Raw genomic sequence first — 16,790 nt, 5'->3', positions numbered from 1 at the left:
TCATCTTGGTCCAGATACCTCTGCCGGAGGCTCCCGCAGCCACCATCGCGCAGGCCCTTGCCGGATCAGGTGCCCCCTTTGGCCATGCCCGCCCTGCCTTTCGCCCGAAATCCATCCGGATCGCGCCCGCGCCGGTTGCAGACCGGCCCGGCCCGGCCTAGTCTTTGCGGCACAGTCCGACAGAACGGCACCCGAAGGCGGATCATGCAACGAGGCCCCGGAACCCGGCTGGAACAAAGCCAGCGCCTGCAGCTTTCGGCGGGGCTTGCCAGTTCGATCCGCATTCTGCGCCATGATGCGAACGGGCTGAACCGTTATCTTGAGGAACAGGCCGCCGAAAACCCGCATCTGCTGCTGGTGCCGGTGGAACCCGCCCCGGGCGAATGGACCCCGCGCTGGACCAGTGCCTTCCGCGCCCTGCAAAGCGATCTGTCCGAGACCGACCGCATCGCCGCCGGGGCGCCGGGACTGCATGCCCATGCGATGGGGCAGATGCGCCGCCTTCTGCCTGCGGGACGGGCTCAGGCCATCGGCATGGTCTTTGTCGAGGCTCTGGAACCCTCGGGCTGGCTCGGGCCAGACTTTGCGGCCATTGCGCGCGAGGCGGGTGCCACCGAGGCCGAGGCCCGCGCCGTGCTGACCCGGCTGCAACAGGCCGAGCCGACGGGGTTGTTCGCGGGCTCGCTGGCAGAATGTCTGCGTCTGCAGGCACAAGAGGCCGGGCGGCTTGATCCGCTGATGTCCTGCGTGCTGGATCATCTGGACCTTCTGGCGGCCGGAGAGGTGGAGCGTCTGGCCCGCATGTGCAAGACGCCGGTCGCGGCGGTCATGACCGCGCTGCGGGTGATCCGCGGTTTCGATCCCAAACCCGGCGCCCGCTTCGGGCAGGGGGCGGCCCCGTTGCGCGAACCCGATCTGCTGGTCTCGAAAGACGCGGCGGGCGGCTGGCAGGTGGCGCTCAACCGCTCGGCCCTGCCGGATGTCGCGATCCGGGGCGAGGGGATCGGCGCGGCGAGGCAGGAGGGCAGCCCCGGCCTGCTGGCCGCCGCGCGCGAGGTCCAGCGTCAGGTCGCCAGCCGCAACCGCACCCTGCTGGCCGTGGCCCGCGCCGTGCTGGCGCATCAGGCCGCGATGCTGGATCACGGGATGGCGGCGCTGCGCCCCTTGCGCATGGCGGATGTGGCGGTGGGGCTGGGGCTGCATCCCGGCACTGTCAGCCGGGCCGTGGCGGGGGTCAGTTTCGATTCGCCGCGCGGCACGATCTGGCTGCGGGCGCTGTTCGGCGGCAGGGGGGGGGCGGAGGGGCGCAAATCCGCCCTTCTTCCCGAACCGCTGATCGACCCGATCACGGACCGGGCCCTGCCGCTGGCTGGCGGTGCGGATCTGTCGGCGGCGGCGCTGCGCGCGCGGATCGCCGCCCTGATCGCGGCCGAGGATCCGGCGACGCCATTGGGCGATGACCGGCTTGCGGCGCTTCTGTCTGCTGACGGCGTGGCCATTGCGCGGCGCACTGTCGCGAAATACCGCGATCAGCAGGGCATCCCGCCCGCCTATCGCCGTCGCAGGCGCGATCCGCCCGCAGGCGACTGAAGGGTGCTGCGGCGCCGCGTGCCTGGGGCAGGGACTTGTTGCGGCGGCGGAAACGCGGCAGGGTTCCGGCGGGCCGGGCACTTCGTCCGGAATTTGCAGCAATAGCAAGGACGATACGGATATGACCCTGTTTCTGGGCGTCGATACGGGTGGAACCTATACGGATGCGGTGGTGCTGGATGCGGTTGCCGATGCGGTTCTGGGCAAGGCGAAATCGCTGACCACGCGGGCGGATCTGTCCTTGGGCATCGGCCGTGCGGTTGATGCCGCCCTTGCCGCCGCCCGGGTGGAGGAGGGAGATGTCACGATGGTTTCGCTGTCCACGACCCTTGCGACCAATGCGCTGGTCGAAGGGCAGGGGGGCCGTGTCGCGCTGGTCTTCATCGGGTTCGATGCCGATGATTTCACCCGCGCCGGTCTGGAAGAGGCGATGCGCGGCGATCCGGTGATCCATCTTCCGGGCGGTCACAGCCATGCCGGAACCGAGGCCGCGGCGCTGGATCTGGCGGCGCTGGAACGCGCACTGGCGGGGCTGGAGGTCGAGGGCTACGCGGTCGCGGCCCGTTTTGCAACCCGCAACCCCGCGCATGAAGCCGCCGCGCGCGATCTGATCCGCCGTGTCACCGGGCGCGCAGTCACCTGCTCGTATGAGCTTTCGGCCAATCTGAACGGGCCGAAACGCGCGCTGACGGCGGTGCTGAACGCGCGGCTGATCGGCATGATCGACGGGCTGGTCACGGCTTGTGAAACCCATCTGGCACGCCGCGGCATCACCGCGCCGGTGATGGTGGTGCGCGGTGACGGCGCACTGATTTCGGCGGCGATGGTGCGCGAACGGCCCATCGAGACAATCCTTTCCGGCCCCGCCGCTTCGATCGTCGGCGCGCGCTGGCTGACCGGTGAATCCGAGGCGCTGGTTTCGGATATTGGCGGCACGACAACGGATGTGGCCCTGCTGCGCGGCGGGTTGCCCGAAATCGACCCGATGGGCGCACGGGTGGGGGGCTTTCGCACCATGGTCGATGCGGTCGCGATGCGCACCACGGGCTTGGGCGGCGACAGTGAATTGCATCTGCTGCAGGGTGGCCTGACGGCGCAATTGCGGCTGGGGCCGCGCCGTCTGGTGCCGGTCTCGCTGCTGGCGGTGGATCATGCCGAAATGGTCCATGCCGCGTTGGACCGCGCGCTGTCGACCGGGATCGCGGGGGAATATGACGGGCGTTTCGTGATCCCGATGCCGGGGCGGATCCGCGTGGCGGGCACGGGCCTCGCGGCGCGTGAGGCCGCATTGCTGGACCGGATCACGACCGCGATGCCGCTGGACCGCGCGCTGACCTCGCGGCTTGAAGGGGCGGCGCTGGATCGTCTGGTGGCGCGGGGGCTGGTGATGCTGTCGGGGGTGACGCCGTCGGATGCCAGCCATGTGCTGGGCAATCTGGCGGATTGGGACGGAGCGGCGGCGCAGAAGGCGCTGGACCTGATGGCCCGGCGGCGCGGCGGCAATGGCGAACGGATCGCGGCCGATGGCGCGGCACTGGCGCAGGCGGTCGTCGATCAGCTGACCGCCCAGACCGTCACCTGCCTGCTGGAGGCCGCCTTTGCCGGAGATCCCGGTCTGGCGGGCGCGGGCGATGAGGCCGCGCTGGCCGCGCATCCGCTGGTTCTGGCCGGACTGGACAACCATCGCGGCATTGTCGAGATGTCCGCCCGGCTGGCCGTGCCGGTGATCGGGCTGGGTGCGTCAGCCCCGGTCTATTACGGCGCGGTCGGGCAGCGGCTGGGGGCGCGGATGGTGCTGCCCGATCATGCAGGCGTCGCCAATGCCATCGGGGCCGTCGTCGGGCAGATCAGTCAGCGGCTGACCGGCGTGGTCAGTTCCGCGGGCGAGGGGCAGTTCACCGCCCATATGTCCTATGGGCCGGAACGCTTCACCAGCCCCGGGGCGGCGATGGAGGCAATGGAGACCACCCTGCGCGCCGAGGCCGAGGCTCGGGCAAGGCTGGCCGGGGCCGAGGATCTTCTGGTTTCGGTGGCCCGCGATATCCGCGAGGCCGAAATCGAGGGCAGACCGATGTTCATCGAGGCCACGCTGACCGTCACCGCTTCGGGACGTCCGCGCGTCGCGCATCCCGATCGGGGAGAGGCCGAGACCGAGGCACCCGCCAGCCTGCATCCGGCATTTCGGTCACCGCTGTCGTTTTCCGCTTGACGCTGTGGGGCGGCTGACCTAGTCACCCGCCTCAAGTGGCTAGGTAGCTCAGCTGGTTAGAGCGTGCGACTCATAATCGCAAGGTCGAGGGTTCGAGTCCCTCCCTCGCCACCATTTCAAAACAAATACATGGCCGCTGTCCTGCGCGTTGCGCGGATTTTGCCGGGTGGCGTTTTGTGGCCCGTTTTACAGGCACAGGCACAGGTCGCGGCCGCGCCTTCCCTGTCTGCGCTGGACTAACCCGTTGATTTCCGCCCCCGCCGCCGCAGCGAAGGGGGCGTGGGGGTGCCGACATAGGCGCCCAGTTCCAGCAGGCGGCTTTCGAACCGGTCGATCCGGTCGCGCGCCGCGCCATCCCGTGCGGCCATCAGTTCCAGCAAGGTCTCGACGATCAGCAGCGCGCCGGCGACCGAATACATCACATGCGGCCCCGCGACCGGCGCGCGCAGCACGCGCCAGGCCTCAGGCACTAGTGGCGAGGCGGGATGATCCGTCAGCGCGATCACCTTCGCGCCCTGCATCCGCGCAATGCGCGCGGCGCGCACCACCTCGGACGAGTAATGGGCAAAGGAAATGACGATCACCACATCCTCGGGCCCGCACTCGGCCAACTGATCGGCGATCAGCCCGGGCTGCGCGGGCGAGGGGGTCACATTGCCATGCGCCACGGCACCGCGATAGGTGAAGTAATGCGCCAGCGCGTATCCCATGCGCATACCGATGCAATGGATGCGCCGCGCAGCCAGCAGATGGGGCACCACCTCGTCCAGCGTCGCGGTCAGCAGCGGGTCGAAGGCCTGTTCGGCATTGCTGCGCGCGGCGCGGGACAACTCCTCCAGCAGCGCATCCGGCGATTGCCCGGCCAGCGCCCCGGCCCGGGCGACATAGCCGCGCTCGGTTTCGCGCAGGCATTGCTGCACCTGTTTGCGGGTGCGGGCGAAACTGCCGAACCCGGCGGCCTTGATCGCCCGCATCACGATATTGGGGTCACTGCCCGCCGCCTCGGCCAAACTGCGCACGGAATGGAACGCCAGTTCCTCGGGCCGCGCGGCAAGCCATGCCGCGAAGGGCCGCAGTCCGGGTGCGCCGGAACTGGCAAGCTCTGCCATGCGGTCGCGCAGCAGGGTCAGCGGGTTTGCAGCGGCAGGCGCCTGAGAGGGTGGGGCCGTGACGTCACAGGGCTTGTCACGCGATGTCCGGACAGCGGTGGATGAGGGCAGATCGGGCGGCCCTGCAAGCGCGGGCGCATCCGGATTGACGGCGTGTTCGGGCATGGATCGGTTCCCCTGCAGGACTGCGGTGCAACTCGGAACTGATACACTTTTGATTCTGTTTGACAGAATCAACACATTTGTTTCACTGAGCAAGTCCCGATGACGATACGTTCGGTATTTCGTCAGGGTTCAGGGCCGGAATGCGGCCCCACGACAGAACAACAGGAGAAGGCAATGACGAAGTTCTGGATGGCCGGAGCGGCCGCAGCCCTTGCGATGGCAGGGGGTGCAGCACAGGCCCAGCAGACGTTCATTTCCATTGGCACCGGCGGTGTGACCGGCGTCTATTACCCCGCAGGCGGCGCGATCTGCCGTCTGGTCAACCGGGACCGCGCCGAACACGGCATCCGCTGCGGCGTCGAATCGACGGGCGGCTCGGTCTTCAACGTGAACGCGATCCGCTCGGGTGAGATGGAATTCGGTGTGGCGCAATCCGATATCCAGTTCCATTCGCTGAACGGTTCGGGCCAGTTCGCCGATGGCGGTGCCTTTGAGGGGCTGCGCGCGGTGTTCTCGCTGCATCCCGAGCCCTTCACCGTGGTTGCCCGCGCCGATGCCGGGATCACCAATTTCGAGGATCTCAAGGGCAAGCGCGTGAATATCGGCAATCCCGGTTCCGGTCAGCGCGCCACGATGGATGTCGTGCTTGAGGCGCTTGGCTGGACCGTCGCCGATTTCGCGGTCGCCTCGGAACTGCCGCCCGCCGAACAGGCAGCGGCGCTGTGCGACAACAATGTCGATGCGATGGTCTACACCGTCGGCCACCCCTCGGGCGCCATTCAGGAAGCCACCACTGCCTGCGACACGGTTCTGGTCAATGTGACCGGCGACGCGATCACCGCCCTGATCGAGGCCAATCCCTATTACCGTGTCGCCACGATTCCGGGCGGCATGTATCGGGGCACCGACAGCGACGCCACGACCTTCGGCGTTGGCGCGACCTTTGTGACCTCGGCCGATGTGCCCGAGGAAGTTGTCTATAACGTCACCAAGGCGATCTTCGAAAATCTGGACCAGTTCAAGAGCCTGCACCCGGCGCTGGAAAATCTTGATCCGGAGCAGATGGTGAATGACGGCAATTCCGCACCGCTGCATGATGGTGCGGTGCGCTACTACCGCGAAGCGGGGCTGATGCAGTAAGCTGTATCCGGGGGCCTGCCGGTAAATATCCGGCAGGCCCTTTCACGACGGGAGAATTCCCGCATTTTTGCGTGACGTTGCAACAGGCAGGGGGACTGCATGGCCGGAGCTGGTGAAGGTGGACGTGACGGCAAGGGCCGGGCGTTTTCGGATGATGAGTTGCAGGATCTGGTGGCGTCGACCGACAGCGGTGCGCGCAACCCCCGCAGCCGGGCCGTGGCGCTGCTGATCGCGGGGCTGGCGCTGTTCTGGGCGCTGTTTCAGGTCTGGATCGCCGAGCCGCAATTCTGGTTCGGGCAATTGCCCTTCGTGAAGATCCTCGGATCGGACCAGACCCGTCCGATGCATCTGGCGCTGGCGCTGGCGCTGGCCTTTCTGGCCTATCCGGCGGCCAAGACATCGCCGCGCGATTATATTCCGATCTATGATTGGGTGCTGGCCGTGCTTGGCGCGGGTTGTGCGCTTTACATCTTCTGGTTCGCGGGCGATCTGGCCAATACCGCGCGGTCCGGTCTGCCGACGCAATCGCAGATCTGGGTGGGCGCCATCGGCATTCTGGTGCTGCTGGAGGCCAGCCGCCGCTCACTTGGTCCGGCGCTGACCGTCGTTGCCTCGATCTTTCTGGCCTACAGCTATTTCGGGCAGGGCTGGCTGATCCCCGACCTGATCGCCCATCAGGGCCGTACCTTCAGTTCCATCGTCAACACGCAATGGCTGTCGACCGAGGGGGTTTTCGGCATTCCGCTGGGGGTGTCCACCGCCTTTGTTTTTCTTTTCGTGCTGTTCGGCTCGCTCTTGGATAAGGCCGGGGCTGGGAATTACTTCATCAAGATGGCCTTTGCCGGGCTTGGCAATCTGCGCGGCGGGCCGGCCAAGGCCGCCGTGGTCGGTTCGGCCGCAACGGGGCTGATCTCGGGGTCCTCCATCGCCAATGTGGTCACTACCGGGACCTTCACCATCCCGCTGATGAAGCGCGTGGGCTTCTCGGCCGAAAAGGCCGGCGCGGTTGAGGTTGCCTCATCGGTCAACGGGCAGATCATGCCGCCGGTCATGGGCGCTGCCGCCTTCCTGATGGTCGAATTCATCGGGATTTCCTATCTCGACGTCATCAAGCACGCCTTCATCCCGGCGATCATCAGCTATATCGCGCTGGTCTATATCGTCCATCTGGAAGCGCTGAAAAGCGAGATGCCCGCATTGGGCGAATCGAAAAGCCTGTTGGGCATGCTGCTCAAGGTCTTTGTCGGCTTCGCGATTGCGGGCGTGGTTTTCTATGGTGTGATCTGGGCGGTTCAGGCGCTGCGCGCGGTCGCACCGGGCATCGCGCCGCTGGTGCTGATCGTGGCGGTCGGGGTGATCTATTTCCTCTGTCTCATGGTCGCGTCCAAACGTCCCGATCTTGAACCCGACGATCCCAATGCCGAACAGATCAAGCTGCCGGTCATGGCCGAGGTCGTGCCGACGGGGCTGCATTACATCCTGCCGATCGTCGTTCTGGTCTGGTATCTGATGGTCGAACGCCAGTCGCCTGCGAAATCGGCCTTCTATGCCGTGCTGGTCATGCTGGTGATCCTGCTGACGCAAAAGCCGATCAAGGCGATGCTGCGCGGCGAAAGCAATCTGGGCGCGCATCTTCGGTCCGGTTTCGACGATCTGATCGAGGGCATGATTGCCGGTTCGCGCAACATGATCGGCATCGCAGTTGCCACCGGGGCCGCCGGTATCATCGTCGCCACCGTAACCCGCACCCCCATCGGGACCGAGCTTGCCGGCCTGGTCGAACTGCTGTCGGGCGGGAACCTGTTCCTGATGCTGGTGCTGGTCGGAGTCTTCTCACTGATCCTTGGTCTGGGGCTGCCGACCACGGCGAACTATATCGTCGTCTCATCCTTGATGGCGACGGTCGTGGTCAGTCTTGGCGCACAGGAAGGGCTGATCATCCCGCTGATCGCGGCGCATCTTTTCGTGTTCTATTTCGGGATCATGGCGGATGTGACGCCGCCTGTGGGGCTGGCCAGTTTCGCGGCGGCTGCCGTCTCGGGGGGGGACCCGATCAAGACCGGTTTCACCGCCTTCTTCTACAGCCTGCGCACGGTCGCGCTGCCCTTCCTGTTCATCTACAACCCGGCGCTGATCCTGTATGGTATCGACCTTGGCACCGCGGCGGGCATCCTGATGGCCATCAAGGTCTTTGTCGTGGCGACCTTCGCGATGCTGCTCTTCGCGGCTGCGACGCAGGGCTATTTCCTTGCCCGGTCGCGTTGGTGGGAATCGGCGGCACTGCTGCTGGTGGCCTTCACGCTGTTCGTGCCAAATTTCTGGCTTGACCGCCTGCAGCCTGCCTATGTCGCGGAGGCCGGAACCGAGTTTGAAACCGCCCTGACCGGCGCGGATGAGGGTGATTATCTGCGCTTTGTGGTGGCGGGGCCGGATTTCACCACCGGTCAGCCGCGCAGCACGACCCTTGTGCTGGATGTGGACGACACGCCGCCCGAGGGCCGCGTTGCTGCAACCGGGCTGTTTCTGATGCCCGAGGAGGGGCGTCTGGTGATGGAGGAACCCTTGCCTGCGACGCCCTTCTCGGAGGCGCTGCAGGGCTTCGATTTCTACGGCGAGCAGCAGGTCGAGATCGTCAGTGTCCAACGCCCGAATGACCGTCTGCCGCAGGAACTGTTCTATATTCCCGCGCTGTTGCTGCTGGGGGTCGTCGTGATGTTCCAGCGCCGCCGCCAGACCACACCTGCATTCTGAGGGGATGCCCATGTCCAGAATAATCCTTCTGCCGATTGATCTGTCCGATCGCGACAACTGGAAAAAACCGCTGGCCGAGGCGCTGTCGATGCTGGGGCAGGGGGGCATGCTGCATGTCGTCAGCGTGCTGCCCGATTACGGCATGTCGCAGGTCGGTGCCTATTTCCGCAAGGATCATGAGAAAGAGGCCCTGACCGCCTTCGGCAAGGCGCTGTCCGACTGGACGGCGGCCAATATTCCAGACGGGGTGGACGTGCGTCCCCATGTTCTTCACGGCACGATCTATGATGAGATTCTGCGCGCTGCCGACAAGTTGCGGGCGGATGTCATTGTGATGGGCGCGCATCGTCCGGCGCTGAAGGATTACCTGCTTGGCCCCAATGCCGCGCGGGTGGTCCGTCACGCGCCCTGTTCGGTCTATGTCGTGCGGGACTGACATGCCGGGCCATGTCTTTGGCCGCAGCACGCGCGGCAGTCTGCCCATCGCCCGTACGGGCGATGGGTGCTATATCATCGACGCGACGGGCAAGCGCTATCTGGACGGGTCGGGCGGGGCGGCGGTGTCTTGCCTTGGCCATTCCGATCCCGATATCCGCGCGGCCCTGCATGATCAGCTTGATCGTCTGGCCTTTGCCCATACCGGGTTCTTCACCTCGGACGCGGCTGAAACGCTGGCCGATCTGCTGATTGCGGACGCGCCCGAAGGGATTGACCGCGCCTATCTGGTCTCGGGCGGGTCCGAGGCGGTCGAGGCCGCGATCAAGCTGGCGCGACAATATTTCATGGAGACCGGCCAGCCGCAGCGTCACCGCGTGATTGCAAGGCGGCAAAGCTATCACGGCAATACGCTGGGGGCGCTGGCGGCGGGGGGCAATGAATGGCGTCGCGCGCAATTCGCGCCGCTGCTGGTGGAAACCAGCCATATCGCGCCGTGCTACGCCTATCGGGATCGGCAGGAGGGCGAAAGCCTGCACGATTATGGCCGTCGCGTCGCCGATGAGCTTGAGACCGAGATCCTGCGCCTTGGCCCCGAAACCGTGATGGCCTTTGTCGCCGAACCGGTCGTCGGGGCGACGATGGGCGCGGTGCCCGCCGTACCGGGCTATCTGAAACGCATCCGAGAGATCTGTGACCGGCACGGCGTTCTGCTGATCCTGGATGAGGTGATGTGCGGCATGGGGCGCACCGGGCAACTTTACGCCTGCACCGCGGATGGCGTTGCGCCCGATATGATCACCGTGGCCAAGGGTCTGGGCGCGGGCTATCAGCCCATCGGTGCGCTGCTGACCTCCGCCCGGATCTATGACGCGATTGCCGCCGGATCAGGCTTTTTCCAGCATGGCCATACCTATATGGGTCATGCGATGGCGGCGGCAGGTGCGGGGGCCGTGCTGCGCGCGATCCACGACCGGGGGTTGCTGGCGCAGGTGCAATCGCGCGGCGCGATGCTTCAGGCCGCCCTAGAGGCGCGATTCGGCCAGCATCCCCACATTGGCGATATCCGCGGGCGCGGTCTTTTCCGCGGGCTTGAGATTGTGATGGATCGTGAGACGAAAGACCCCTTCGATTCGGCCCGCAAACTTCATGCAAAGGTGAAAGCGGCGGCGATGGAAGAAGGGCTGATCTGCTATCCGATGGGCGGCACGATCGACGGGCAGCGGGGCGATCATATCCTGCTGGCCCCGCCCTTCATCATCAGCACCGATCAGATCACTGAACTGACCGACAAACTGGCTCGCGCCGTAGAGCGGGCGCTGGCGGCATGAGCCGCCTTGCCATCCTGCCGCGCGTCATGGTCGCCCCCAACGGCGCACGGCGCGGCAAGGATGATCACCCGGCCCTGCCGGTGACGATTGCCGAAACCGTGGCCACGGCAGCGGCCTGTCATGCGGCAGGGGCAGGGGCGATCCATGCCCATCTGCGCGATGCGCAAGGCCAGCACTGGCTGGATTCCGGGGCTTACGGCGAGCTCATCGCCGAAATGGCCCGCGCTGTGCCCGATATGCCCGTCCAGATCACGACCGAGGCGGCGGGCCGCTATGACGCGCCGGCGCAACGCGCGCTGCTGCATAGGGTGCTGCAACAGGACCGGCGGCCCGAGGGGGTTTCCATCGGTCTGGCCGAAATGCTGGCTGATGGGGACCGGGCAGCCGCGCGCGCGCTGTACCATGATCTGTCCGGCGCGGCCGTGGCGGTGCAGCATATCCTTTACGATGCGGGGCAGGTCACGGCGCTGGCGCAGGAAATCGCGCAAGGCACGATCCCCGGAGGGGGGCTGACACTGCTTTACGTTCTGGGGCGTTACAGCGCGGGGCAACAATCGGATCCGGCCATGATCACGCCCTTTCTGACCGCCGCAGCCGATGCGGATCTTGCCGCCGATTGGGCGGTCTGCGCCTTCGGTCGGGCCGAGACGTCCTGTCTGGCCGCAGCCCTTGCAGCGGGCGGCAAGGCGCGGGTGGGGTTTGAGAACAATCTGCATATGGCCGATGGCAGTATCGCGCCAGACAACGCCGCGCGGGTGCGTGAAATCGCGGCCCTGCCCTGACCGCCCCCGCCCTGACCCCTTTCATCTTGGCCGAAATACCTCGGGGTGACCCGCCAGCGGCGGCGAGGGGCAGCGCCCCTTTTGTCCCTTCCGGCCATCCTGACCCTCTGCGCCTCAGACCACCGTCACGGTCAGTGCGCCGACCCCTTCGATTGCCGCCTCGATCCGGTCGCCGCGTCCCACCGCCCCGACCCCTGCGGGCGTGCCCGTCAGGATCACATCCCCCGCTGCCAGCGTGAAATACGCGGACAGGCAGGTGATGATCTCGGGCACCGACCAGATCATCTGTGCCAGATCGCCCGACTGGCGGGGCGTGCCATTGACCGCAAGGCTGATCGCACCGCGCGCGGGATGGCCGATTTCGCTGGCCGGGCGCAGGGGCGCGACCGGGGCCGAGGCCTCAAACGCCTTGCCGATCTCCCAGGGGCGGCCTGCTTTCTTCGCGGCGCCCTGCAGGTCGCGCCGGGTCATGTCCAGTGCCACGCCGTAACCCCAGACATGCGACAGCGCCGCCTCGGGCCGGATCGCGCTGCCGCCCGAATGCAGCGCGACCAGCAATTCCACCTCGTGATGCAGGTCCGACGTTCCGGGCGGATAGGGAAACTGCCCGCCCGGATGCAGGTTGTCGGGGTTCTTCTGGAAAAAGAAGGGCGGTTCGCGATCCGGGTCATGGCCCATCTCGCGCGCATGATCGGCATAGTTGCGCCCGATGCAGTAGACGCGCCGGACCGGAAACATCTGCCCAGACCCCGCAATCGGGATCATAGGCAGGGCGGGCGGGGCGAAGGGGGTATCGGGCATGGACTATCCTTTCATCGGGAAGGGCAGGAAAGAGGTCGGCATCACCGGGACCGCCGGTGCCAATGGTCCAGCGCATAGAGCGCGATTCCCGCGACCAGCCCCCAGAAGGCCGCACCGATCCCCAGAACCGGCAGGCCCGCCCCGGTGACAACCAGCGTGACAAGGGCGGGAAAGCGTTGCTCGGGCGTTGCAAAGGCCGCACTGGCCGCCCCCATCAGCGGCCCCAGCAGCGCCAGTGCCACGACGGCGGCCAGCAGTCCGGGCGGCAGCGCCTCCAGGAGCGCCAGCACGAAAGCGCCGAACAGACCCAGCAGCAACCAGACCAGCCCATAGGCCAGCCCGACCTTCCAGCGCTGGCTGCGGTCGGGATGGGTGTCCTCCCCCAGACAGATCGCCGCCGTGATTGCCGCCATGGATGTCGTATGCGCCCCGGCCAGCGCGGTCAGCGCCGACAGACCGCCGGTGGTGAGAAGCGCCGGACGCACCGGGGGGGCGTATCCCGCCGCGCGCAGGGTGGCAAAGCCGGGAAGGTTCTGCGATGCCATGGTGACCAGATAAAGCGGCAGGCCCAGCCCGATCAGCGCGGGGGCAGACCAGTCCGGCCAGATCAGCACCAGTCCCGGCAGGCCCGGATTTTCGCCCAAAGCTGCCGCTTCACCGGTGAGGAAGGCAAGGCCGATGCCAAGGGCCAGTGCGGCCAGCACCGCCATCGCCGGGTTGCGCAGTCGCACCAGCGCAAAAACCACGATCATCGGCAGCACCAGCATGGGATCTGATTGCGCGGCCCCCGGCAGCGTCAGGCAGAAGGGCAAGAGCACCCCCGCCAGCATCGCCGCCGCGATCGCATCGGGTATACGCGCGATCAGCCGTCCTAGCGGCCCCCAGGCCCCGGTCAGCGCGATCAGCCCCCCCGCCAGCAGAAAGGCCCCCACCGCCTCGGCCATGCCGATGCCCTCACTCGCCGCGATCAGCGCCGCCCCCGGTGTCGACCATGCCAGCACGACCGGCACCCGCGATTGCCAGCTCAGAAAGGCGCTGCCCACCGCCTTGGCCAGACAGATCGCCAGCAGCCATGACGCGGTCTCTGCAGGGCTGGCGCCCAAGCTGCGCGCCGCTGCCAGCAGGATCGCGACCGAGGCGCCATAGCCGACCAGCGATGCCACAAGGGCGGAACTGAACAGCGACAACGGAAGCGATGGAGGCAGAGACGGGGGAGAAGGCGGAGGCGAGGGCGGGGACGGGGGCATCAAGGAACACTCCGGCAATTGCGCGAACTATCAAAGCCGAAAGGCGCGGCTGCAAGGGCGAAAGCGGTCGAGACAGGCAAAGGGGGGCAGGATGACCTGCCCCCCTTCAGATCATTCCTGTGCCGGGGCGATCAGCCGTCCACGCGGATCCGCGCATTGGAAGGGTCAAAGGGACTGTCCTCGACCACCTCGGCCTGCCAGTCCTGCCGCAGCATCCGCACCGTCAGTTTCGTGCCGACCGCCGCCAGATCGGGGCGGACATAGCCCATGCCGATCTGTTTGCCGAAGGCCACCGACCAGCCGCCCGAGGTCAGCCGCCCGACCTTGGCGCCATCATGGAAGATCGCCTCCTTGCCCCAGGGGTCGGCATCGGCGGGACCGTCGATCAGCACCGTCACGCATTGCGCGCGGATGCCGGTATCGAGCATCGCCTGTTTGCCCCGGAACTCTTTGCCCAGATCCACAAACCGGTCCAGCGCCGCCTCAAGCGGGGTTGCGTCGCGGCCCAGTTCATTGCCGAAGGCGCGATAGCTTTTCTCCTGCCGCAGCCAGTTCTGCGCCCGGGCACCGACCGGTTTCAGCCCGTGCTTTTCGCCCACCGACCACAGCAGATCCCACAGATAGCGACCCATTTCGATGGGATGATGCAACTCCCAGCCCAGTTCGCCGGTATAGGCCACGCGCACCGCGCGCACCGGGCACATGCCAAGTTCGATGTCGCGGTAAGACAGCCATGGGAACCGCTTGTTGCCCAGAACCGTGTCGGGATTGGCGTCCTTCACCAGATCGCGCAGGATGGCGCGGGAATTCGGCCCGGCCAGCGCAAAGACGCCCCATTGCGTGGTGATGTCATGGCAATCGACATAGGCCCCGCCCGCCGCGATGAAATCCTCGATGGATTTCAGCAGGTAATCGCCGTCATAGGCGGTCCATGCCCCGGCCGAGATCAGGTAATACTCATTCTCGGCCAGCCGGACGATGGTGTATTCGGTCCGCGTCGTGCCAGTATCTGTCAGCGCATAGGTCAGGTTGATGCGGCCCACCTTGGGCAGTTTGTTGCAGGTGAACCAGTCCAGAAATTCCGTCGCCCCGGGGCCGCGCAGCAGATGCTTGGTGAAGGCCGAGGCGTCGATCAGCCCCGCGGTCTCGCGGATTGCGGTTGCCTCGGCCACGGCATGGGGCCACCATGCACCCCGGCGGAAGCTGCGCCCGTCATGATCGAACCCGGCAGGCGCATCGAGGGGTCCGTAATAGTTCGGGCGTTCCCAGCCGTTCACCTGACCCATCTGCGCGCCAAGCGCGATCTGGCGGTCGTAATTGGGGGCGGTGCGCAGCGGGCGGGCGGCCTCACGCTCCTCATCGGGGTGATGCAGCACGAAGACGTGATCGTAGCATTCCTCGTTCTTGCGCGCAGCATATTCGGTGGTCATCCAACTGCCATAGCGGCGCGGATCAAGGCTGGCCATGTCGATCTCGGCCTCACCCTCGGTCATCAGTTGCGCAAGGTAATGGCCTGTCCCGCCGGCCGCCGTGATGCCGAAGCTGAAGCCTTCCGCGATCCACATGTTGCGCAGGCCCGGCACCGGGCCGACCAGCGGGTTGCCATCGGGGGTATAGCAGATCGGACCGTTGAAATCATCCTTCAGCCCCACGGTTTCGGATGTGGGCAGCCGGTGGATCATCGCCATGTATTCCGCCTCGATCCGCTCCAGATCCAGCGGGAACAGATCGGCGCGGAACGATTCCGGCACGTCATAAAGGAAGCGCGCGGGGGCGTTCTTTTCATAGGGGCCAAGGATCCAGCCGCCACGTTCCTCACGCACATACCATTTCGCATCGGCATCGCGCAGCACGGGATGTTCGGGATTGCCGGCGCGGCGCCATTGGACCAATGCCAGGTCGGGTTCGGTCACGATATACTGATGTTCCACCGGAATTGCCGGGATCTTGACCCCCAGCAGCCTTGCGGTGCGCTGCGCATGGTTGCCGGTCGCGGTCACGACATGTTCGGCGGTGATCTCGAATGTCTCCTCACCCGCGATCAGGCGTCCGCCCTGTTCCACCATCCGCGTGCAGGACACGATCCATTCGCTGCCGGTCCAGCGATAGCCGTCCACCTGCACCTTGCGTTCAATCGTGGCCCCATGCTGGCGCGCGCCCTTGGCCATGGCCTGCGTCACATCGGCGGGGTTGATATAGCCGTCCTGCGGATGAAACAGCGCGCCTTTCAGATCCTCGGTGCGCAGCAAGGGCCAGCGGTCCTTCATCTGCGCGGGCGTCAGGAACTCGTGATAGACATCCGCCGATTCCGCGACGGCGGAATACAGCATGTATTCATCCATCCGCGCATCGGTCTGCGCCATGCGCAGGTTGCCCACGACGGCAAAGCCCGCGTTCAGCCCGGTCTCGGCCTCCAGCGTCTTGTAGAAATCGACCGAGTATTTGTGGATATGGGTGGTGGCATAGCTCATGTTGAACAAGGGCAGCAGCCCCGCCGCATGCCATGTGGAGCCCGAGGTCAGTTCATCCCGTTCCACCAGCATCGTGTCCCAGCCAGCCTTGGCGAGGTGATAGGCGATGCCATTTCCGACGGCCCCGCCGCCGACGACCAGAGCTTTGACATGGGTTTTCATTTCGGCGACTCCCTTGGGCGCGATTTTGCCCATAGATGCCCGATTGTGCCGCGCGCGGGCAAGGTGGCCCGACCTTTGGCAGACGAAAACGACATGCGGACAATCGCAGGGTGTTGACCGCGCTGGCCGTGCCTAGCGCAGACCGATTTCGGCCAATGCGCGGGCCAGATCCTCGGGCAGGGCGGTTTCATGTTCACGCCCCTTGGGCAGGTCACGCGGCGCGTCGTTTGCGTCGATATAGCGCCAGCCCTGAAACGGGCGGCGTGGGGCCGCCTCGGTGCGGATCACCGGCGCATCAAGGATCAGCGCACAGCGGCGGATCCCGTCCTCCCCCCGCCTTTCTTCAAGCCCGGTCAGGCGCTGGCGTGCAAGGATCACGCCCTTGATGATCCAGTAAAGGCTTCCGCCCTCCAGCAGTTCGGCCTCACGCTTGGGCGACATCCGGGTGACATGCACGGCCCGGCCCTCGGGCCACCGCGGGCGCTGGCTGGCCTGCCATGCCTCCAGATCCTCGACGCTTTCAGCCCCGACACAGAGTTTGAGAAGATTGAGCTGTCCCGCCATGCCGCCGATCCCGTTGTTCAATCCCTATCCTAA

The 16,790-nt window shown here is 66.2% G+C and carries 12 protein-coding genes and 1 tRNA gene; 8 read left to right on the top strand and 5 right to left on the bottom strand.

Going from position 1 to position 16,790, the window contains the following annotated elements:
* Positions 1-204 precede the first annotated feature (204 nt).
* The 3 genes from JL811_RS16410 (at position 205) to JL811_RS16400 (ending at position 3,913) form a co-directional block, all read left to right on the top strand.
* The gene (locus tag JL811_RS16410) at positions 205-1,590 is read left to right on the top strand and encodes an RNA polymerase factor sigma-54 (RefSeq protein WP_202689788.1); all 1,386 of its coding nucleotides are present in this window, start codon (positions 205-207) and stop codon (positions 1,588-1,590) included.
* A 121-nt stretch (positions 1,591-1,711) separates the two neighbouring features.
* Positions 1,712-3,799, top strand: a complete 2,088-nt coding sequence (locus JL811_RS16405; RefSeq protein WP_202689787.1) for a hydantoinase/oxoprolinase family protein — start codon at positions 1,712-1,714, stop codon at positions 3,797-3,799.
* Between the two features lie 37 nt (positions 3,800-3,836).
* Positions 3,837-3,913: transfer RNA gene (locus JL811_RS16400), tRNA-Met, on the top strand.
* Positions 3,914-4,035: 122 nt separating this feature from the next.
* On the opposite strand, the gene JL811_RS16395 is transcribed toward JL811_RS16400, so the two are convergent.
* Positions 4,036-5,073 carry a MurR/RpiR family transcriptional regulator gene (locus JL811_RS16395; protein WP_202689786.1) on the bottom strand — a complete coding sequence of 346 codons (1,038 nt, stop codon included), beginning with the start codon at positions 5,071-5,073 and terminating at the stop codon, positions 4,036-4,038.
* A gap of 174 nt (positions 5,074-5,247) precedes the next feature.
* On the opposite strand from JL811_RS16395, the gene JL811_RS16390 reads away from it, so the two are divergent.
* The 5 genes from JL811_RS16390 to JL811_RS16370 all read left to right on the top strand — a co-directional run bounded on the left by JL811_RS16390 (position 5,248) and on the right by JL811_RS16370 (position 11,512).
* Entirely contained in the window at positions 5,248-6,213 is a 966-nt protein-coding gene (locus tag JL811_RS16390; protein ID WP_202689785.1) for a TAXI family TRAP transporter solute-binding subunit, read from the top strand.
* Positions 6,214-6,312: 99 nt separating this feature from the next.
* Positions 6,313-8,964: a TRAP transporter permease gene (locus JL811_RS16385; RefSeq protein ID WP_202689784.1), complete on the top strand. Its 2,652-nt coding sequence runs from the start codon at positions 6,313-6,315 to the stop codon at positions 8,962-8,964.
* Between the two features lie 10 nt (positions 8,965-8,974).
* Positions 8,975-9,400: a universal stress protein gene (locus tag JL811_RS16380; protein ID WP_202689783.1), complete on the top strand. Its 426-nt coding sequence runs from the start codon at positions 8,975-8,977 to the stop codon at positions 9,398-9,400.
* 1 nt (position 9,401) lies between these two features.
* Positions 9,402-10,730, top strand: coding sequence for an aspartate aminotransferase family protein (locus JL811_RS16375; RefSeq protein WP_202689782.1), 1,329 nt, complete (start codon positions 9,402-9,404; stop codon positions 10,728-10,730).
* Positions 10,727-11,512 carry a 3-keto-5-aminohexanoate cleavage protein gene (locus JL811_RS16370; RefSeq protein ID WP_202689781.1) on the top strand — a complete coding sequence of 262 codons (786 nt, stop codon included), beginning with the start codon at positions 10,727-10,729 and terminating at the stop codon, positions 11,510-11,512. Before JL811_RS16375 ends, JL811_RS16370 begins: the two co-directional genes overlap by 4 nt.
* 114 nt (positions 11,513-11,626) lie before the next feature.
* On the opposite strand, the gene JL811_RS16365 is transcribed toward JL811_RS16370, so the two are convergent.
* The 4 genes from JL811_RS16365 to JL811_RS16350 form a co-directional block, all read right to left on the bottom strand.
* Positions 11,627-12,313 carry a fumarylacetoacetate hydrolase family protein gene (locus JL811_RS16365; protein ID WP_202689780.1) on the bottom strand — a complete coding sequence of 229 codons (687 nt, stop codon included), beginning with the start codon at positions 12,311-12,313 and terminating at the stop codon, positions 11,627-11,629.
* Between the two features lie 41 nt (positions 12,314-12,354).
* Positions 12,355-13,500 (bottom strand): benzoate/H(+) symporter BenE family transporter, encoded by a 1,146-nt coding sequence (locus JL811_RS16360; RefSeq protein ID WP_237685018.1) that lies wholly within the window; start codon positions 13,498-13,500, stop codon positions 12,355-12,357.
* Between the two features lie 191 nt (positions 13,501-13,691).
* Positions 13,692-16,193, bottom strand: coding sequence for a GcvT family protein (locus JL811_RS16355; protein WP_202689779.1), 2,502 nt, complete (start codon positions 16,191-16,193; stop codon positions 13,692-13,694).
* Positions 16,194-16,325: 132 nt separating this feature from the next.
* Positions 16,326-16,757, bottom strand: coding sequence for a DUF1489 family protein (locus tag JL811_RS16350; protein ID WP_202689852.1), 432 nt, complete (start codon positions 16,755-16,757; stop codon positions 16,326-16,328).
* Positions 16,758-16,790: the final 33 nt, after the last annotated feature.

It is taken from the genome of Szabonella alba (assembly GCF_016765775.1).
GTDB classification, from domain to species: Bacteria; Pseudomonadota; Alphaproteobacteria; order Rhodobacterales; family Rhodobacteraceae; genus Szabonella; species Szabonella alba.
This window is presented reverse-complemented; position numbering and strand designations above follow the sequence as displayed.

Bases quoted from the DNA above. Each gene is read 5' to 3' on its own strand.
- JL811_RS16410 (WP_202689788.1), top strand. From the start codon at position 205: ATGCAACGAGGCCCCGGAACCCGGCTGGAACAAAGCCAGCGCCTGCAG.
- JL811_RS16405 (WP_202689787.1), top strand. From the start codon at position 1,712: ATGACCCTGTTTCTGGGCGTCGATACGGGTGGAACCTATACGGATGCG.
- JL811_RS16395 (WP_202689786.1), bottom strand. From the start codon at position 5,073: ATGCCCGAACACGCCGTCAATCCGGATGCGCCCGCGCTTGCAGGGCCG.
- JL811_RS16390 (WP_202689785.1), top strand. From the start codon at position 5,248: ATGACGAAGTTCTGGATGGCCGGAGCGGCCGCAGCCCTTGCGATGGCA.
- JL811_RS16385 (WP_202689784.1), top strand. From the start codon at position 6,313: ATGGCCGGAGCTGGTGAAGGTGGACGTGACGGCAAGGGCCGGGCGTTT.
- JL811_RS16380 (WP_202689783.1), top strand. From the start codon at position 8,975: ATGTCCAGAATAATCCTTCTGCCGATTGATCTGTCCGATCGCGACAAC.
- JL811_RS16375 (WP_202689782.1), top strand. From the start codon at position 9,402: ATGCCGGGCCATGTCTTTGGCCGCAGCACGCGCGGCAGTCTGCCCATC.
- JL811_RS16370 (WP_202689781.1), top strand. From the start codon at position 10,727: ATGAGCCGCCTTGCCATCCTGCCGCGCGTCATGGTCGCCCCCAACGGC.
- JL811_RS16365 (WP_202689780.1), bottom strand. From the start codon at position 12,313: ATGCCCGATACCCCCTTCGCCCCGCCCGCCCTGCCTATGATCCCGATT.
- JL811_RS16355 (WP_202689779.1), bottom strand. From the start codon at position 16,193: ATGAAAACCCATGTCAAAGCTCTGGTCGTCGGCGGCGGGGCCGTCGGA.
- JL811_RS16350 (WP_202689852.1), bottom strand. From the start codon at position 16,757: ATGGCGGGACAGCTCAATCTTCTCAAACTCTGTGTCGGGGCTGAAAGC.